Here is an 18,774-nt window from a genome sequence, read left to right as displayed (position 1 = left end):
TCCCTGGGGCTTCTATCGAGTAGTGAGCGCTACGGCCGAAGACTCGATCTCGTCGGCCGAGGCGGCGCGCACGCGGACGCCATAGGGCGCGAGCTCGCCCGCGAGGTCGCGCAGCAGCGCGTCCGTCGCCGCGGAAGCCACCCCCGAGCCGCCCGGTCCGTGCGAAGCGACGATCAGGCCCGAGCGCTGCCGGACCATCTGCCGCGCGACCGCCCGCGCGGTGACGAACGTCGACGTCACCCCGACGAACAGCGGCCGGGTGAAGTCCGCCACGGTCATGTCCAGCAGCCGCAACCCAAGAACGTCACCACGCTCCACGAGGCAGACCGCGACGTCCACGCCGCCCGCGCGGTCGACGACCGTACGGACGTGTGCAGCTACCGCCTCCTCGTCGAACACGTCCAGCACGGTCGTCGTGGCGACGCCCGCGAGAGCCTGGTCGAGCGAGGCACGAACGACGACGTGGACGGCGGCGCCCTGCTGAGCGAGGGCGGCGGCCGCCGGGCCGCCGCCGTAGACGATCGCGATCTTGTCCGCCAGCAGCATGCCTGAAAGCTAGGCCGCGAGGGTGGTCGCCCGAATCCGTCGTTGGTTCAGTACTTTCGTGGCATGTTGCGTGGCCGGGCGTCCGAGCAGGCCACGATCGACCGGCTCCTCGACGCCGCGCCGGACGGCGGCAGCGGGGCTCTGGTCGTTCGTGGCGAGCCCGGCATCGGCAAGTCCGCGCTGTTGGCGTACGCCCGGGAGCGCTCCCCCGAGCTGCGAGTGCTGCACGCCAGCGGCATCGAGTCCGAGACCGCCGTCCCGTTCGCCGGCCTGCACCAACTTCTCAGGCCGGCCCGAGACCGGCTCGCCGCTCTGCCCGGTCCGCAGCGGCGTGCGCTCGAGGGCGCGTTCGGGCTCGGCGAGCCCAGCGGCGACCGGTTCATGCTCGGCGCCGCCGTGCTGTCGTTGCTCTCCGACCTCGCCGAGGACGCGCCGGTCCTGTGCCTGATCGACGACGCGCACTGGCTCGACCGGGCGACGGTCGACGCGCTGCTGTTCGCGGCCAGGCGGCTCGACCGCGAGGGCGTCGTGATGCTGTTCGCCACCCGCGACTACGGCGCGGTACTCGAGGCGCCCGGCATCGCCGAGCTGCGCCTCGACGGGCTGGAGCCGTCAGCCGCCGCGGACCTGCTCGACGACGCCGGCGAGTCGATGCCGCCGGCCGTACGCGACCACCTCGTCGCCGCGACCGAGGGCAACCCCCTCGCCCTGCTCGAGCTGCCCCGCCTGATCTCGGCCGAGGGCGTCCGGGCGGGTCCGATCCGGCTCACGAACCGGGTCGTCGACGCGTTCCACCACCAGGTCCGCGCGCTGCCGGAGAACAGTCAACGGCTGCTGCTGGTCGCGGCGGCTGACGACACCGGCGACCTCACGGTCGTCCTGCGAGCGGCCGCCGAGCTCGGGCTGGGGCTGACCGAGCTGCAGCCCGCGGAGGCCAGCGGGCTCGTCCTGGTCGAGGCGGACGGCCTCGCGTTCCGCCACCCGCTCGTCCGCGCCGCCGTCTATCACGGCGCGACGCTGGCCGAGCGGACCGCGGCGCACGGCGCTCTCGCCGCGTCCGCCGAGGCGAACGGGGACGAGGACCGCGGCGCCTGGCACCTCGCGATCGCCGCGACCACGCCCGACGAGACCGTCGCCGCCAAGCTCGAACGCGCCGGAACCCGTCAGGCCGCGCGGAACGGGCAGGCCGCCGCGGCGACCGGATTCGAACGAGCGGCGCAGCTGAGTCCCGACGGGACCGACGCCGTACGCAGGATGGCCCTCGCCTGCGAGGCCGCCGTCGCCAGCGGACAGCTGGAGTGGGCGCGCGGTCGGGCCCACCGCGCACTGCCGCAAGCACGCGACAACGCGGTCCGGGCGCGGCTGCTCGACGTCCTGGCCCGCGCGGAGCTCTCCGTCGGCACGCTCGACCGGGCGCACGACCTGCTGGTCGAGGCGGCGGGCCTGGTCGGCGAAGCCGAACCCGACCGCGCGTTCTGGATGCTGGTCGCCGCCGCGCACGCCGGCTGGGCCGGACCGACGAACGAGGACCAGATCGCCGGCCCGCTCGACCAGGTCGACGACCTCGCGTTCGCTCCCGACGAGCCACTGCTCGCGGTCTCCTGGCTGATCCGCTGGGCCACCGCGGTCTCGCTCGGCCGCTCGACCAACCGCTATCCACCGCTCGCGGAGGTCTTGCCGCGCGCTCGCAAGGCAGCCGCCGGCGCCGGGGCGAACGCGCTCGTCGAGGTGGCGAGCTTCGCGTTCATCGCCGGTCGCGACGAGGTGTCGAACGAGGTCGCGCTCGAACTCGTCGGCAGGGCTCGGGCCGAGGGCATGTTGTTCGCGCTGCCGGTGGCGCTCGGGCAGCTGGCGCTCACCCACGTCCTGCGGGGGCGGCATCGCGAGGCGCTGGTCACCGGCGGCGAGGCGGTGCGGATCGGGCGGGACCTCGGCCAGCCGATGTGGGTGCGGTACGCGAGTGGCGCGCTGGCGTACGTCGCGGCGATCGAGGGCTCGGCCGAGGCGTGCGTGCGGTACGCCGCCGACGCGGAGGTCGCCGCGGACGCACCGGACGGCGCCGCCACGGGCACGGAGTGGGCGCGGACCGCGCTCGGGCTGCTCGACCTCGGCGCCGGCCGGGTCGCGGAGGCGTACGACCGGCTGCTGTCCGTGCGAAGCGGGCCGATCCGGCACCAGTCCGCGGTGGTGCGGTGCGTGCCCGATCTGGTGGAGGCGGCGGTCCGGCTGGGACGGGCCGCGGAGGTGGCGGAGGCGTTCGACGCGTACGCCCACTGGGCACAGGTCGTGGACCAGCCGTGGGCCGCGGCGTTGGTGGCGCGGTGCCGGGCGTTGCTCGACGCCGGGTCGGCGGAACGGCACTTCGAGGAGGCGCTCGCGCTGCACGCGACGGACGACCGGCCGTTCGAACGGGGCCGAACATCCTTGCTGTACGGGGAATTCCTGCGCCGCCGACTTCAGCGAGGCGAGGCCCGGGTCCATCTCGGGACGGCGCTGCAGCTGTTCGAGTCGCTCGGTGCCGCGCCGTGGGCCGAACGTGCCCGGATGGAGCTGGACGCGTCCGGCGCCTCGGTCGCGCGGACGTCGGTGCCGGACACGTTCGCGTCGCTGACGCCGCAGGAGCTGCAGATCACCCAGCTCGCCGCGCAGGGCTTGACGAACCGCGACATCGCGGCGCAGTTGTTCCTGAGCCCGCGGACGGTCGCGTACCACCTCTACAAGGCGTACCCGAAGCTCGGCATCGCCTCGCGGGCGGAGCTAGCGGAGCTTCGCTAGCCTCTCCAGGACGTACGGCCACACCTGCGCGAACTGCTCGCGATACTCCACTGCGCCGGGTCGGGCTGCGGGACGGACGCCTTCCCCGCTCCGGCCCGCCTAATCCTCAGTGCCTAGAGCGAGCCGCCTGCGGCGCGCGGGGCGAGGGGGTCGCGGCCGTTGTCGCCGACCGACTCGCGGGCGAGGAAGTCCTCCACGTGGAACAGGTTGTCGCCGGCGCGGTCGACGACCGCGAGCAGCGAGGTCATTGAGGAGACCTCCTCGACCTGCTCCTTCAAGAACCACTGCAGGAACTGCTCGCCGACGTAGTCGTTCTCGTCGCGGGCGGTCTTCGCCAGCAGGATGATGTCCTCGGTGACCTGCCGCTCCTGCTCCAACGCGAGCACGACGAGCTCACGGGCGGTGGTGAACTCGTTCTTCACCTCGTCGGCGCCAGGGATCGTGACCTTGATGTCCTGGTCGAGCAGATACTGCACGATCATCATCGCGTGGTTGCGTTCCTCCAGCGCCTGCCGGTAGAAGTGCGAGGCTAGGCGGGGCAGATCCTGAGCGTCGAACCAGGCGGCCAGCGCGACGTACTGCTGGTGCGCATTGAACTCGTTGCGGATCTGCACCTGGAGGAGCTCCAGGAATTTCGAACCGCTCTTCTTCTTGGCGTGGAGAATCGACATGCCCCGAAGATTAGTGGGAGTCGGTTATCGAAACAAACATGGTTAGGCTGCGCGAAATAAGGGCAGCCTGAGCTTTGTCAGCGCCAGCCGAGAGCGTCGGCATTCGCCGCCGTCGCGACGCGTCCGGTCCGCTCCAGCGAGACGATCGCCTCCGCAACCAGGCGCGCCGAGCGCAGGTTGGTCGTGACGGTATCGCCGCCGAAGTGGGTGGTTATCGTGACGTTGTCGAGCGTTCGGAACGGATTGTCCGCCGCGATCGGTTCGCTGTCGAAAACGTCCAGTCCGGCACCGGCGATGTGCCCATTCGCGAGTGCGGTATACAGAGCGTCATAATCCACGAGCCGGCTGCGGGATGTATTCACGAAATAGCCGGTCGGCTTCATCAACGCGAAATGCCGTGCCGTGATGAACCGTTCGGTCTCGGGTGTGAGCCGCGCGAGAACGTGCACGAAGTCGGACTCGCGAAAGACCGTGTCCAGGTCGACCCGCTTCGCGCCGTACTCCCCCAGCGAGTCGTCGGACACGTACGGGTCAGCGACCAGCAGCTCGACCTCGAAGCCGCGCAGTCGTGCGGCCAGCTCGCGGCCGACATGCCCGAAGCCGACCAGCCCGACCGTACTGCCGCCGATCTCCTGCCCCGGGCCACCGAAGTCCTTCCGCCACGCGCCGTCCTTGACCGACCGGTCCGCGCGGGAGATGTCGCGCGCCTCCGACAGCATCAGCCCGATCGCGAGCTCGGCCACCGCTGACGCGTTCCGGCCGAAGACCGGAACTACCGCGATGCCCCGTTCGGTCGCGGCGGCCAGGTCGACGTTCTCCAGACCGGTCCTTGCGACGACGACCGCCTTGAGATCCGGACCGGCGTCGAGGACCGTCCGGGAGATCGGCGCGAAGTGCAGGGCCAACACCTCGGCGTCGCCCACGGCGTCGAGGATCTCCTCCGATGCCGCGACCGCGCCCGGCCCGCGCACCTCCATCACCTGCTGCGCCGCGTGTTGCTCCCCCTTGGCGCCGGCCCAGTCGACGGTCCGGAGGGGACCGTCGCCGCCGAGCGACGCGAACGCGTCGACGTAGTACTGGGCAGGGATGAAGTGGTCACCGATCACCAAGGTCCGCACAAGGTTCCAACCTAGCGGCTACGCCCGGACGACCTTCGGGCCCACGGACTCGATCTCCGCGGTCGTGTCGTCGTCCAGCTCCACCCCTGTGACGATCACGTCGATGTCCGCCAGGTTCGCGAACCGGCAGAACGAGTCCCGCCCGAACTTCGAGTGATCGGCCAGCAGTACCCGGCGCTTCCCGGCCGACACCATCGCGGTCTTCACCGCGGCCTCCGCCGGCACCGGCGTGGTCAGCCCGCGGGCGACGGACACGCCGTTCGTGCCGAGGAACGACACCTCGACCGAGAGCTCCGCCAGCTGCCGCCGCGCCCAGTCGTCCACCGCGCTGTACGTACGGCCGCGCACCCGGCCGCCCAGCGACCACACCGACAGCGACGCGTGGTCGGAGAGGATCATGCCGATCGGCAACGAGTTCGTCACCACGGTCAGCTCGCGGTCCGTCGGGAACATCCGGGCCAACGCCTCCGGTGTCGACCCACAGTCGACCAGCACCGCGCCCTCCGCGGGCACTTCGGCCAACGCAGCAAGGGCGATCCGCTGCTTCTCCTCCGCGTGCTGCTCCCGCCGGGTCGCCAACCGGGGCTCGTAGTCCAGCCGTTCCACGGGGATCGCTCCACCGTGGACGCGCTTCACCAGGCCGCGTCGCTCGAGGACCGTCAGGTCGCGACGTACGGTCTCCTGCGTCACCTCGAGCTCGTCGGCGAGGCCGGCGACCTCCACCCGCCCGGCGGCCCGCGCGCGGGACAGGATCTCGAGCTGGCGCTCCTCCGCGTACATGGCACCACGATGACAGCCCGATGTCCGAGTCGCAAGCACTTCGGTGTCCGATCTCCTTCGAATCTGTCCGAGTCCCTTGACTTTGGGTGATCAGAACGGTCAACCTGGACCCAATCCCACTTCCCCTCGCAGGAGGGCCCGACATGAGATCGCTCAGCAGAAGGCCTCGGCGTAGCACGAGACGGCAACTGCTCGGGACCGGAGCGGGGCTCGCACTGGCCGGACTCGCGGGCTGCGGCAGCCATGCCGACGCCAAGCGGACCAACAGCGACGACCCCTGGCGGCAGTTCGAAGGAACGACGCTCAACTTCATCTCCGAGAACACCGCGCCCACCGCCGCGATCGCGGCCAACCTCCGCCCGTTCACCGAGCTCACCGGCATCCGCGTCAACATCGTCACGCTCGAGCTCACCGCGCTGGTCCAGAAGGTCGCGCTCGACCTCGCGTCCGGCCAGTCGCAGTACCAGCTCGTGTACGCCGACCCGTACCAGGTGCTCGCGCCGTACGCGAAGGGTCTGGTCGACCTCCGCGAGCTCGCTTCGGAGAGCTCGTTGCCGCAGCTCGAGGGCGGCTTCGACGACTTCATCGGCACGCAGCTCGACGCGGCCGGGCGCTTCTCCGAGCCAGACGCGGTGTTCGCGCTCCCGTACGACTGCCCGACGATGATCTGGCAGTACCGCGCCGACCTGTTCGAGAAGTACGGCGACCAGCTCGGCAACGACCTCGGCTTCGACCCGAAGCCCGGCGACTCGAGCACCTGGGAGCAGTACGCGGCGATCGCTTCGTGGTTCAACGACAATGCATCCGAGGTGGAGTACGGGACCGGACATCAGGCGAAGCAGCACGATTCGCTGATGTGCGATTTCTCCAACCTGCTCTGGGCATACGGCGGCGACTACTTCGAGGACGGCACGACCGTCGGCCGGATCGGGAAGGTCGATCCGGGGCCTTGCCAGCTTGCTGACGACGCCGGCATCGCGGCCGCGGAGATGTACGCCTCGCTGCTCGCGTCGGCCGACCCGGCGTCCCGTACCTGGGACTGGGACGGCGTCGGCGCGGCTTTCCGTGCGGGTCGGATCGCGATGTGCCCGAACTGGCACGAGTTCGCGGCGTCGAACGAGACCGCGCTCCCGGGCAAGGTCGGCTACGCGCGACTGCCCAAGGGACCGGCCCGTTCGGCCAACCACTACGGGGGATGCGGCATCGGCATCAGCGCGAACACGCTGCCGAACGAACGCCGCGCCGCCTGGCTGTTCCTAGTCTGGTCGACATCGCCGGAGATCCAGCTCGCGAACCTGAAGAGCAAGGCCGGCGGCGGAACGCCCACGCGGACGTCGGTGTACGAGCTGCCCGAGGTGCGTGACGCGGAGCAACGCCCGTCCGCGATGCCGAACATCCTCACCGCCCCCGCGGTCAGTGAGGCGTGGCAGGACGAGAACATCGGCCTGCGCCCAAAGATCCCCATGTGGAACGAGTGCGACACCGCGATCTACACCCAGCTCTCCCGCATGCTCGTCGGCGACGCCACCCCAGCGGAGGCGATGAGAGAAACAGCCAAGCGCTTCGACCGCATCGTCGCGAGAGGATGGGCCGGCTGATGCACACTCCACCCACCGCCCCCGCTGCCGGCACTTCCCTAACCCAACTGGGGTTGGCAATCGATGTCCCGGCTGTGAAGACCCCATCCCGGCTAGGGAAGTCGCAGCAGCTGTGGAAACTGGGGACAGCACCGGTCCCCACGACCGCCACCACCACGGCCGCCACCACCACGGCCACCGCCACCACCACGGCCACCGCCACCACCACGGCCGCCGCCGCCACCACGGCCGCCACCACCACCGCCACCGCTGCCGCAACCGCTCGCCGCCCACAACCCGCCACCACTTCACCCACCCAACCGGGGTCAGCAACCGATTGCCGGACCGCTAGCACCCCGTTCCCCTGGGCAAAGTCGCGCAAGCTGTGGAGACCGCGCGCGGAGCGAATCGAAGCCGCAACCGCTCGCCCTCCACAACCCGCCACCACTTCACCCACCCAACCGGGGTTGGCAATCGATGCCCGGGCTACCACAAGCCCGTTCCCGTGGGTGAAGTCGCAGCAGCTGTTGACGGTGGGGACAACGCCAGCCTTGCCAGCGTCCACGCGCACCGCACCCTTCGCCGTCCACATATCCCCAGCCGCCGCCACTTCACCCACCCAACTGGGGTTGGGAATCGATGCCCCGGGCGGCACAGCCCCGTTCCGATGGGTGAAGTCGCTTCGAGCTGTGGACGGAGGTGAGTGGTGATGGCGACGCTCACCAAGGCTCCGCAGCACGCGGCTACGCCGCCGCCCGCCAAGCCGAAGAAGCCGTTGCTCGCGTTCGAGGGTAAGCTGCTCGCGCCCGGTGTGATTCTCCTTGCCGCACTGAGCATTCTCCCGTTCATCGCGATCCTCGTCATGTCCGTCTCGAGGATCCGCCTGCTCGGCGGCGTCGCTGTCGGGTTCGTCGGTCTGGAGAACTGGGCGAGGTTCTTCACCGACCCCGACCTCGCCGCGAACTGGCTCCGCACCGCGGTCTTCTTCCTGCTCACCCTGGGCCTCGAGATGCTGTTCGGCGTCGGCCTCGCGATCTGCCTCTGGCGACTCCTCAAAGGCCGCAACGCCGTTCTGTCCCTCCTCCTGCTCCCGATGTTCGTCGCGCCAGTGATCGTCGGGCTGCTCGGCAGGTTCCTCACCGACTCGACGTTCGGCCTCTACACAGCGGTGCTGAGAACGCTCGGCTACGAGGGCGACATTCTTGGCGGCAAGTACTCCGCGTTCGCCGCCGTCGTCTTCATGGACGTCTGGGAGTGGACGCCGCTCATCACGCTGATCACCCTCGCCGGCCTGTCATCCGTCCCGCTCAGCATCAGGGAGGCCGCGAGCCTCGACGGCGCCGGCACCTGGAAGAGCCTGCGCCACATCGTGCTCCCCAGCATCGCGAACGTCCTCCTCGTCGCGCTCCTCATCCGCTCGATGGACGCGATCCGCTACTTCGACATCATCTGGGTCACCACGAACGGCGGTCCCGCCGACGCGACGAAGGTCGTCCCGGTAAGGCTGTACGAGACCGCGTTCCGCTTCTTCGATCTCGGCTACGCCGCGGCCATCGGACTCGTCATGCTCGCCGCGAGCATCGTCATCGCAAGGGTCTTCGTCAGGCTGCTCGACCAGAAGGGACTGACGAGATGAGCGCCGTCTCCATACCCGCCAGTCCACTCGAACGCGGCACCAAGAAGGCCCGCGTCATCGTCTGGATCGTGCTCGCCGTCGGACTGGTCTGGACCCTTGTCCCGCTGCTGTGGATGTTCACGTCGTCCTTCAAGAACGACCAGGACGTCACCTCCGCCGACCCCAAGGTGCTCTTCGCTCCGACACTCGACAACTACACCGGCCTGTTCACCGGCGCGAACAACCTCACGCCATACCTCTGGCACAGCATCGTCGCCGCCGGCCTGTCCGCGTTCCTCGCCGTCGCGATCGGCGCCCTCGCCGGGTACGGGCTCGCCAGAACGCAGATGCGCGGCAAGAAGCACCTCAGTTTCTGGATCATCTCGACCCGCATGGCACCGATCGCCGCCGTCGTACTGCCACTGTTCCTGATCTTCCGGCAGCTCGGGCTGATCGACTCAATCCCCGGCCTCGTGCTCGCGTACCTCACGTTCGACCTGCCGTTCGCGATCTGGTTGATGAGCGCGTTCTTCGCCGATCTCCCACCAAGCCTGGAGGAATCGGCACTGGTCGCGGGCTGCTCGCGCTGGCAGGCGTTCTGGCAGGTCATCCTGCCCTTGACGAAGTCCGGTCTCGTGACCACATTCGTGCTGTGCCTGGTCTTCGCCTGGAACGACTACGCGTTCGCGCTGGTGTTCAGTGGTCCAAACTCCCAGACGCTGCCGATCGCGGCCAGTCAGCTGGTGACCCAGACCGGCATCGACTGGGGCCAGTTGTGCGCGATCGGTACGTTCGTGGTGGTCCCGATGATGCTCGCGGGGCTTGCCGTACGCCGGTGGCTGGTCACCGGCCTCACGCTCGGAGCCGTGACAGGTGAGTGACGTGTCAACCAACATGCGCACCTCGGTCTTGCGTGGGGTCAAGGACCTCGTCCTGGAAGAACGCCCCGTTCCGACGCCAAAGCCGCACGAGGTGCTCATCAAGGTCACCGCCGTCGGCACCTGTGGTTCCGACGTCCACTACTACGAGCACGGCCGGATCGGCGACTTCGTCGTGGAGAAGCCGATCGTGCTCGGACACGAGCCGAGCGGCGTGGTCGTCGGACGCGGCCGCGGGGCGACCAAGCACGAGCTCGGCCAGCGGGTCTCCCTCGAGCCCGGTGTGCCGTGCCTGCACTGTGTGCAGTGCCGGCTCGGCCGCTACAACCTCTGCCCCGGCATGGTGTTCTTCGCGACCCCGCCCGTCGACGGGGCGTTCTGCGAGTACGTGACGCTGCACGAGGAGTTCGCGCACGCCGTTCCGGACTCGATGTCGGACGAGGCGGCGGCGCTGATCGAGCCGCTCTCAGTCGGCGTGTGGAGCAGCCGCAAGGCGCGGATCGCGCCGGGATCGCGCGTCCTCATCACCGGCGCCGGGCCGATCGGGCTCGTCGCGCTGCAGGCCGCGAAGGCGTTCGGAGCAACCGAGGTCGTGGTCACCGACGTACGTCAACACCGCCTTGCGGTCGCGTCCGAGCTCGGTGCCACGGCGACCGTGGACGTGACCGCGGAACCCCTTGCCGGCGTGGACTTCGAGCCTGATGTACTGATCGAATGCTCGGGCTTCGCGCCGGCGATCGGCGAGGCGATCCGCAAGGTCGGCCGCGCCGGGCGCGTGGTGCTCGTCGGAATGGGAGGTGACGAGATTCCCCTGCCGTTGGGCCATGTCCAGACCCGCGAGCTCGAGGTGACCGGCACGTTCCGGTACGCCAACACCTGGCCGACCGCGATCGCACTTGCCGCGTCCGGCGAGGTCGACCTCGACCGCCTCGTCACGCACCGGTTCGGGCTGGCACAGGTCGAGGACGCCCTCACCATCGCCCAGCGAGACGAGACCGCGATCAAGCCCGTGGTGCTGCCCGGCTCATGACAGTCCTCGTCTTCGGTGAAGCCCTGGTCGACGTCGTCGCGGACCCGGACGACCCGCAACGGTTCACGGCCCATCCCGGCGGGAGCCCGGCGAACCTGTCGATCGCGCTCGCCCGCCTCGGCGTTCAGGTCGAGTTCGCCGGGCGGATCAGCGACGACCGGTTCGGCGGGCTGATCCGCGCGCACCTGACCGCGAACGACGTGGACCTCAGCTACTCGGTCGAGGCACCGGAACAGACGACGCTCGCGATCGTGACGCTCGACGAGAACCGGGCAGCGGAGTACGCGTTCTACTCCACCGGCACGGCGGACTGGCAGTGGACTGACGCCGAACTCCCCCGCGAGCTCGGCCCCGAGATCGCGGCCGTCCACGGCGGCTCGATGACGCTCGCGATGGCGCCGGGCGGCGAGGTGATCGAACGGTTTCTCGCCTCGCAACGGGCCGAACGGGTGGTCACGATCGACCCGAACGTCCGGCCCGACATCATCGGCCCGCTCGACGCGTACCGCGTCCAACTCGAACGCTGGTTGAAGATCGCCGACATCGTGAAGGTGAGCTCGGACGATCTGGCCGTGGTGTACGGCGACGCGGACCCGTTGGCGATCGCGCGGGACTGGCGCGCCGTCGAGGGCGGGCCGTCGCTGGTCGTCGTGACCTGCGCCGGCGACGGGTCGTTCGCGCTGCTCGACGCCGACGACGAGCCCGTACGGCGAGCACCGGAACCCGTCACCGTCGTCGACACGGTCGGCGCGGGCGACTCGTTCATGGCGGGGCTGCTCGACGCGCTGGCGCGGTCGGACCGGCTCAGCCGGCCGGGCCTGGCGAAGCTGACCCGAGAGGACGTCGCCGCGGCGCTCGACTGGGCGACCCGCGTGGCCGGCGTGACCGTCAGCCGGCCCGGAGCCGACCCGCCGCGGCGAGCCGAGGTGCCCTGATGTGCGCGTACTCGCGGCGAAGCCGCCGGCGCGCTGGCGATGCCAGCTCGACCGGCGGCTCCGTCCCCCCTGAACCGCTTCCCCCTATTCGGTCAAGACCGTAACTTGATGACAGGGTAGGCGTCAATGCCTACCCGCCAGTACGTCCAGGACGAGATGAGGAGACGCCCGTGAAGGCCGCCGTGATCAGCGCCCCCGGTGAGGTCAGTGTCGAGACCGTTCCGGACCCCACGCCGGGACCGCGCGACGTCGTGATCAAGGTCGCGGGCTGCGGGATCTGTGGCACCGACCTGCACATCCTGGAGGGCGAGTTCGCGCCCACGTTGCCGGTGATCCCCGGGCACGAGTTCGCGGGTGAGATCGTCGAGATCGGCTCGGCGGTGACGGAGGTACGCGTCGGCCAGCAGGTCGCGGCGGACCCGTCGTTGCACTGCGGCGAGTGCTACTACTGCCGGCGCGCGCGGGGCAACCTGTGCGAGAACTGGGCGGCGATCGGCGTGACGACCGCAGGGGCGGCGGCGGAGTTCGCGGTGGCGCCGGTGAAGAACCTCTACGTACTCCCCGACTCGGTCTCCCCCGCGGATGCCGCCCTGATCGAGCCGCTGTCGTGCGCGGTGCGCGGGTACGACGTCCTGCCGCGGATCCTCGCCGACCATTACCTCATCTACGGCGCGGGCACGATGGGGCTGATGATGATGGAGCTCGCCAAGCGGACGGGCGCGGGCTCGGTGAAGGTCGTCGACCTGAACGCCAAGCGGCTCGAGACGGCCGAGCTGCTCGGCTGCGACGCGACGGCGACGTCGGCGGACGCGCTGGCTCCGGAGCACCCGCGGGGTTGGGACGTCGTGATCGACTGCACCGGCGCGGCGCCCGCGATCCAGGACGGCCTGTCTCGGGTGGGGCGCGGCGGCACGTTCCTCCAGTTCGGCGTGGCGAACTACGACGCGCGGGCGACGATCGAGCCGTACAAGATCTACAACCAGGAGATCACGATCACCGGCTCGATGGCGGTGTTGCACAGCTTCGAACGCGCCGGCGACCTGTTCACCGCCGGGGTCCTCCGGCCCGAGGTGATGATCTCGGACCGCTTCGCGCTGGACGACTACGCGAAGGCATTGGAGCAGTTCAAGGCGGGCATCGGCCGCAAGATCCAGATCGTCCCGTAGGGCTTGGCGTCATGGACCCGTTGCTGGATCGGGCGCGCGTGGTCGTCGAGGCGTTGGAACGCGGCGACGTCGAGACGGTCTACGCATCCCTGACCGCCGGTGCGGCGGACTGGGACTGGGACGCCGCGGCGTGGATCGCGTCGCGGTGGCGGCCGGGGCTGGACGAACACGCGGGCTTGGACCGTGCCGTGGTGGAGGTCCGGCGGGTGAGCGACGTGATGGTGCGCGCCGTCTTCTCCGGCTCGGTCGGTACGGCGTTCGCGACCGTGCTGTTCGACGAGGTCGGCATGGTGACCGGGCTCAACGTCAGCGCCGACGAGCAGGACGGTGGCTATGGGATCTCGATCGCGTGTGAGCGCTCGCAGGTGGAGTCGCTGAGCGCGTTCTACTCCCGGTTGGTCGACGCGCCGCTCGGCTTCGGCGAGGGGTTGGCCCGCCCGCCGCGCTGGCCGGATCCCGCGTACCCACAGCAGATTCACCTCGACGTGCTCGTGTCCGACCTCTCCGCCGCTGAGGCCGAAGTGCTCTCGCTCGGTGCGACGAAACTCCATGACAGTGGGGAGTTCCGGGTCTTCGCCGATCCCGTCGGGCATCCGTTCTGCCTCTACCCCGGTGCGATCGCCGACACCGATCGTCTGGGCATACTGGCGCGCGTCGTCATCGACTGCCCCGACCCCGCCGTGCTGGCCACGTTCTGGGGCGGCCTGCTGGACCTGCCGAGGCGCGTGTTGGACACACCCGGGCGCGTCGTGGTCGCCCGCGAGGACGAGTCACTGCCGATGATCGCCTTGCAGCGTGTGGAGAACTATCAACCGCCAGGGTGGCCGGACCCGAACCGGCCAGCTCAGCTGCACTTCGACATCGGCTTCGACGACCGTCCGACCAAGGAACGCCTCGCCCTCTCGTTGGGCGCGACCCAGCTGCCACCCCAAGGTGGCAGCTGCCCCGTCTACGCCGACCCCGCCGGCCACCCCTTCTGCCTCTGCTACACCGGCGAATAGCCCATCAGTCGTTCACACAACGAACCACGGGCTTGACCAGGCTGGCGGCGGACAGCTTGGGGGCGTTGTGGATGGTGAAGGTGTGCGACTCCCCTGGCAGCAGTGTGACGAGCAGGTCGTCCGCGTACGCGTCGGGCGCGAGGCGATCCGCGAACAGCGACAGGTCGCGGAGCAACGTTCGGGCCGTTACGCGGACCGACTGGCCGTCGACCTCGAGGTCGTACTCCGCCGGCGGGTACGACAGGTCCTTGTCCTCGCCGAAGAACCAGAACGCCCGCTCGCCGTCCGCGGACGCCACGAGCAGCTCGGAATCCGCAGCCACAGCGGCTGATTCGGCGGGCAGCTGCACCTCCTGCGTAGCGCGCGGCGCGATCTCGAGCTGAGCCTCGAAGCGAGCGAGCACCTCGCCCGCGAAGGAGCGGCGCTCGATCGTGACCGTGCCGGACCAGGGCGAAGCGGCATCGTTGACCGCCACCAGTGTCAAGCCGTCCTTGCGCGGCTGGAACGTGAGCAGCCGTGGCGCGTAGACGTTACGAAGCGCGTACCACAACGGCTTCCGCCGCCCGTCGCCGTCGACCGCGGCCCATGACGTCACCGGCCAGCAGTCGTTGAGCTGCCACACGACCGTTCCCATACAGCGCCCATGGTGCGAACGGAAGTGCTCGATGCCGACCGTCAACGCACGCGCCTGGTTGAGCTGGGTGAGCCAGTGCCAGTCCTCGACGTTCGACGGCATCGTGAAGTGCGCGGCCAGCCCGCGGTCGAGCTTGTCGTTGCCGCCGCCCGCCTTCTGGTGGCTGAGTACGCCGGGCGAATCCGGCGCCAGCGGGTCGTCGTGCACCGCGCGGGTCAGCGTCGACCAGGCCGGCGGTCCCTGGAAGCCGAACTCCGCGACGAACCGCGGCACGTAGTCGCGATAGTGCGTGTAGTCGACCTGGTTCCAGACGTCCCAGATGTGCTTGCAGCCATGCTCGTCGACGTTCGGTTGGAGGTCGAACGTGCCGGAGTACGGACTCCCCGGCCAGTACGGACGCGTCGGATCCACCTCGGCGACAACGGAAGGCAGCGTCTCGAGATAGTAAGTCTTGCCCCACCCGCGGTCACCGATCGAGGACTGCCAACCCCAGTCGAACCAGCCCCAGATGTTCTCGTTGTTGCCATTCCACAGCACGAGACTCGGATGTGGCATGAGACGAACGACGTTCTCGCGGGCCTCGGGCACGATCTCCTCGACGATCGGCGAGACCTCCGGATAGGCAGCGCACGCGAACAGAAAGTCCTGCCAGACGAGGATGCCGAGCTCGTCGCAGAGGTCGTAGAACGTGTCCTGCTCGTAGATGCCGCCGCCCCAGATGCGGAGCAGGTCGAGGTGTGCTTCCTTGGCCTGCTCGAGCCGTGCCCGGTAGCGCGTTTCGTCAACGCGGGTGGGGAAACAGTCGTCGGGGATCCAGTTCGCGCCCTTCGCGAAGATCGGCTGGCCGTTGACCTTGATCGTGAACGCGGAGCCGAGCTCGTCCGCGCTCGTGTCCAGCTCGACGGTCCGGAACCCGATCCGCTTGGTCCAGCTGTCCAGCGCTTCGCCGTCGTCGGAGTCGAGCGTGACGGCGAGGTCGTACAGCTGCTGGTCGCCGTACCCGTGCGGCCACCACAGAGCGGCGTCCTCGGCCTCGAGGACGAGGCTCGCCTCGTTCTCACCGGCCGCCATGTCGAGGCTCGCCGTCAGGTCCCCGATGTCCGCCGTGACGCGGACGGGGACGCGCTCCTCGTCGTCGTGCAGTCGCACCAGAACCTCGACGCGGCCGGTCGAACCGTCGACGGTGACCAGCGGTCGGACCTCGTCGAAGCGAGCAACGCTCCAGCTGTGCAGGCGAATCGGCTTCCAGATGCCGGCGGTGACGAGCGTCGGTCCCCAGTCCCAGCCGAAGTTGCAGGCCATCTTGCGGATGAAGTTGAACGGTTCCGGATAGCCAGCCCGCGGCAGCGTGCCGAGGCGTTCCTCCAACGCCGACGCGTACTTCGCCGCCGATGCGAACGTGATCGTCAAGTCGTTCTTGCCCTCGCGCAAGTGCTCCTTGACAGCGAACCGGTACGAACGGTGCATGTTGAACGTCCGCCCGACCTCGACGCCGTTCAGGACGATCGTCGCGATCGTGTCGAGCCCGTCACAGACCAGGTCGACGTTCGACTCGTCGTCCGGCTGCCAGTCGAACGTCGTCGCGTACCGCCAGTCCGTCTCGCCGATCCACCGCAGTTCGTGCTCGTTGCGGTCGAGGTACGGATCGGGAATCCGCCCAGCGGCGAGCAGGTCGGTGTGCACGCACCCCGGTACGGTCGCCGCCACCTCCTCCCCCGCGCCCGTCAACGTCCAGCCGTCGTGCAGGTCCTCCCAGTGCGCCATGCCCCTACTCTCTCCAACGACTTGCGCATCGCCGACGTCCGGGCCATGATTGTGTCAAATACTTGATACAAACAGTGGAGGGGTGGCGGCGCACGCATGAACCTGCTGCTCGGGCTCGGCATCGTGGCCGGGATCGTCGTCTTCTTCTGGGTGTTCCGCTCCACCCCCAAGCAGGGCCAGCACATCCTTGCCCGGTGGAAGGTCCAGAACCCCACGGTCGAGCAGGGCAGGCTCGTCGCCGACTACCTCAAGGAGCGGCGCAACCTCTACCCGTACGTGCTCCTCGCGGTCTTCGTCGGCGGCGCGCTGCTCGGCCTGCTCGTCACGTTCCCCAGCGCCAACTGGCTCGGGTACGTTCTCGCCACCGTTCTCGCCACGCTGCTGATCACCGATCTCGCCGCGAGCCGGCGCAAGCGCACCGAACGGACCCGCACCGCCACGCTGACCGCACGCCGCGTCAGCGACCTCGTCCCGCCGTACGGTCTCGCCGTCCTCGGAGCCCAGCTCGCCATCGGCGTCACGGCACTGGGCGCGAGCATCGCGATCCAGCCCTGGGCCGATGCCGCCAACGCATGGCGCATCCAGCACCGCGCGGAGCTGGAGACCGCAGCCGTCGACATCAGTCCCGCGGTCGTCCCGACCGACCTCGGACCCACCGTGGCCGGCTTCCTCGCGCTCCTGTTCGCCGGCGTCGCGGCGTTCCTCCTGGTCCGCATCGCGCGCGACCGCGGCCCGCTCACGTACGACACCGATGTCGACGACGCGCTCCGCGTCAGGTCGGCCCGCGTCGGCGTCGCGTCCGCCGTCCTCATGTCCGGCGGCCTGCTCTGGACGATGCTCGACCGGCTGGTCGCCTGGGCCCGCCCGATCAACGCGCTCCGGCCCGACGCCGAGGCCGAGAGACTGGCCGCCGACCTGCCGTACGCCGATCCGTCCATGCTCCTCTGGTACGACGCCGCCACCTGGCTGCTCGTCCTCGCGCCGGTCGCCGCCTTCCTCACCTGGGGTCTCCTGCTCAACCCGTGGCGCACCCAACGGCTCGCGGAGGCGACCGGGTGAGCCCCGCACTGAAGATCGTCGTCGACACCCGCAACGGCGTACCGCCCTGGCGGCAGGTACGCGACCAGATCGCGCACCTGGTGGAGGTCGGCCAGCTCGCGCTCGGCACCCGGTTGCCGACGATCCGGCAGCTCGCCTCCGACCTCGGGCTGGCGCCAGGCACGGTGGCGCGCGCGTACAAGGAGCTCGAGGCCGACGGCGTCCTGCACACCGCCCGCAGGCATGGCACGGTCATCGCGGCAGCGCCGAGCGACGGGGCGGATCCGCTGCGGGCGGCGGCCGAGCAGTACGTACAGACCGCCAAGAGCCTGGGCGTGGACGAACGGACCGCCACGTCGTTGGTGCAACGCCTCTACGACCTCACCGAGGAGACCACGTGACCCGCTTCGCCCTCTGGCTGCCGATCTTCGACGAGCTCGCCGACCCGGTCGCGGTCGCCAATCTCGCGGCCGAGGCCGAGGAGGTCGGTTGGGACGGCATCTTCGTCTGGGACCACCTCCGGTGGCGCGAGCCGGTCAAGGCCGTCGCCGACCCGTGGATCACCCTCGCCGCCGTCGCGGCGGCGACCGAGCGCGTACGCATCGGCCCGATGGTCACCCCGCTCGCGCGCCGGCGTCCCACCAAGCTCGCGCGGGAGACCGCGACGCTCGACCTGCTCAGCGGCGGCCGGCTCACGCTCGGCGTCGGGATCGGCAGCGACCGGTTCGGCACCGAGTTCTCCGCGACCGGCGAGCATGTCGAGGACAAAGTCCGCGCGGCCCAGCTCGACGAGTCGCTGGCGATCCTCACCACCGCGTGGTCGGGCGAGACCGTCCAGCACGACGGTGAGCATTACAAGGTCGACGGCATGCGGTTCCTCCCGCGGCCGGTCCAGGAGAACGGCATCCCGATCTGGGCCGCCGGCTTCCCCGGCAACCTCAGGCCGCTCCGCCGGGCCGCGAAGTACGACGGCTTCTTCCCCGTCAACCTCGAGCACCCCGAGCAGCTCGCCGAGGCCCTCGCCAAGCTCACCGAGCTGCGCGCGGAGGCGGGCGCGACGAGGCCGTACGACATCGCGTTCGCTCCCGAGCCCGGCGACGACCCCAAGCCGTACGTCGAAGCCGGCGCGACCTGGATCCTGACCGCGCACGACCCCGCGACCGTTTCGGTGGATGAAATCCGGGGAGTCCTCCGCGACGGACCGCCGAGCGTCTAGGACCTGTTGCGTAAGTCGGGGGTGCTGGCG

At 69.8% G+C, this 18,774-nt stretch carries 16 protein-coding genes; 11 read left to right on the top strand and 5 right to left on the bottom strand.

What is annotated here, in order from left to right; translation table 11 throughout:
* Positions 1–12: 12 nt before the first annotated feature.
* Complete coding sequence (locus tag JOD67_RS21300) at positions 13–546, bottom strand: SDR family oxidoreductase (RefSeq protein WP_205119358.1); 534 nt, start codon at positions 544–546, stop codon at positions 13–15.
* Between the two features lie 63 nt (positions 547–609).
* Between JOD67_RS21300 and JOD67_RS21295 the strand changes: the two genes are divergently transcribed.
* Positions 610–3,321, top strand: coding sequence for an ATP-binding protein (locus JOD67_RS21295; RefSeq protein WP_205119355.1), 2,712 nt, complete (start codon positions 610–612; stop codon positions 3,319–3,321).
* Between the two features lie 113 nt (positions 3,322–3,434).
* On the opposite strand, the gene JOD67_RS21290 is transcribed toward JOD67_RS21295, so the two are convergent.
* The 3 genes from JOD67_RS21290 to JOD67_RS21280 form a co-directional block, all read right to left on the bottom strand.
* On the bottom strand, positions 3,435–3,992 hold the full coding sequence (locus tag JOD67_RS21290; protein WP_205119353.1) for a ferritin: 558 nt from the start codon (positions 3,990–3,992) through the stop codon (positions 3,435–3,437).
* A gap of 77 nt (positions 3,993–4,069) precedes the next feature.
* Positions 4,070–5,110, bottom strand: a complete 1,041-nt coding sequence (locus JOD67_RS21285) for a 2-hydroxyacid dehydrogenase (RefSeq protein ID WP_205119351.1) — start codon at positions 5,108–5,110, stop codon at positions 4,070–4,072.
* An 18-nt stretch (positions 5,111–5,128) separates the two neighbouring features.
* Positions 5,129–5,890, bottom strand: a complete 762-nt coding sequence (locus JOD67_RS21280) for a DeoR/GlpR family DNA-binding transcription regulator (RefSeq protein ID WP_205119349.1) — start codon at positions 5,888–5,890, stop codon at positions 5,129–5,131.
* Between the two features lie 143 nt (positions 5,891–6,033).
* Between JOD67_RS21280 and JOD67_RS21275 the strand changes: the two genes are divergently transcribed.
* The 7 genes from JOD67_RS21275 to JOD67_RS21245 all read left to right on the top strand — a co-directional run bounded on the left by JOD67_RS21275 (position 6,034) and on the right by JOD67_RS21245 (position 14,092).
* Positions 6,034–7,488, top strand: a complete 1,455-nt coding sequence (locus JOD67_RS21275) for an extracellular solute-binding protein (protein WP_205119347.1) — start codon at positions 6,034–6,036, stop codon at positions 7,486–7,488.
* 688 nt (positions 7,489–8,176) lie between these two features.
* The gene (locus tag JOD67_RS21270; RefSeq protein WP_205119346.1) at positions 8,177–9,103 is read left to right on the top strand and encodes a carbohydrate ABC transporter permease; all 927 of its coding nucleotides are present in this window, start codon (positions 8,177–8,179) and stop codon (positions 9,101–9,103) included.
* The gene (locus JOD67_RS21265; protein ID WP_205119345.1) at positions 9,100–9,963 is read left to right on the top strand and encodes a carbohydrate ABC transporter permease; all 864 of its coding nucleotides are present in this window, start codon (positions 9,100–9,102) and stop codon (positions 9,961–9,963) included. Before JOD67_RS21270 ends, JOD67_RS21265 begins: the two co-directional genes overlap by 4 nt.
* A 1-nt stretch (position 9,964) precedes the next feature.
* Positions 9,965–10,990: an NAD(P)-dependent alcohol dehydrogenase gene (locus JOD67_RS21260; protein ID WP_307782490.1), complete on the top strand. Its 1,026-nt coding sequence runs from the start codon at positions 9,965–9,967 to the stop codon at positions 10,988–10,990.
* Positions 10,987–11,925, top strand: a complete 939-nt coding sequence (locus JOD67_RS21255) for a carbohydrate kinase family protein (RefSeq protein WP_205119344.1) — start codon at positions 10,987–10,989, stop codon at positions 11,923–11,925. The genes JOD67_RS21260 and JOD67_RS21255 overlap by 4 nt, the downstream gene beginning before the upstream one ends.
* 170 nt (positions 11,926–12,095) lie before the next feature.
* Positions 12,096–13,091: a zinc-dependent alcohol dehydrogenase family protein gene (locus JOD67_RS41995; protein WP_205119343.1), complete on the top strand. Its 996-nt coding sequence runs from the start codon at positions 12,096–12,098 to the stop codon at positions 13,089–13,091.
* 11 nt (positions 13,092–13,102) lie between these two features.
* Positions 13,103–14,092: a VOC family protein gene (locus tag JOD67_RS21245; protein WP_205119342.1), complete on the top strand. Its 990-nt coding sequence runs from the start codon at positions 13,103–13,105 to the stop codon at positions 14,090–14,092.
* 4 nt (positions 14,093–14,096) lie between these two features.
* Here JOD67_RS21245 and JOD67_RS21240 read toward each other — a convergent pair whose 3' ends face one another.
* Entirely contained in the window at positions 14,097–16,490 is a 2,394-nt protein-coding gene (locus JOD67_RS21240; RefSeq protein ID WP_205119341.1) for a glycoside hydrolase family 2 protein, read from the bottom strand.
* Positions 16,491–16,586: 96 nt separating this feature from the next.
* Between JOD67_RS21240 and JOD67_RS40310 the strand changes: the two genes are divergently transcribed.
* From JOD67_RS40310 to JOD67_RS21230, 3 genes are read left to right on the top strand one after another with little or no spacing between them, the layout of a single operon-like run.
* A complete protein-coding gene (locus tag JOD67_RS40310) occupies positions 16,587–17,549 on the top strand; it encodes a hypothetical protein (RefSeq protein ID WP_239553956.1) in 963 nt (320 codons plus the stop codon).
* Complete coding sequence (locus tag JOD67_RS40305) at positions 17,546–17,929, top strand: GntR family transcriptional regulator (RefSeq protein WP_307782489.1); 384 nt, start codon at positions 17,546–17,548, stop codon at positions 17,927–17,929. The genes JOD67_RS40310 and JOD67_RS40305 overlap by 4 nt, the downstream gene beginning before the upstream one ends.
* A complete protein-coding gene (locus JOD67_RS21230; protein ID WP_205119340.1) occupies positions 17,926–18,744 on the top strand; it encodes an LLM class flavin-dependent oxidoreductase in 819 nt (272 codons plus the stop codon). The genes JOD67_RS40305 and JOD67_RS21230 overlap by 4 nt, the downstream gene beginning before the upstream one ends.
* Positions 18,745–18,774: the final 30 nt, after the last annotated feature.

The sequence above is a fragment of the Tenggerimyces flavus genome, from assembly GCF_016907715.1.
Lineage (GTDB): Bacteria > Actinomycetota > Actinomycetes > Propionibacteriales > Actinopolymorphaceae > Tenggerimyces > Tenggerimyces flavus.
Note: the sequence above shows the minus strand (reverse complement) of the source record. Positions and strands in the feature narration are given on the sequence as shown.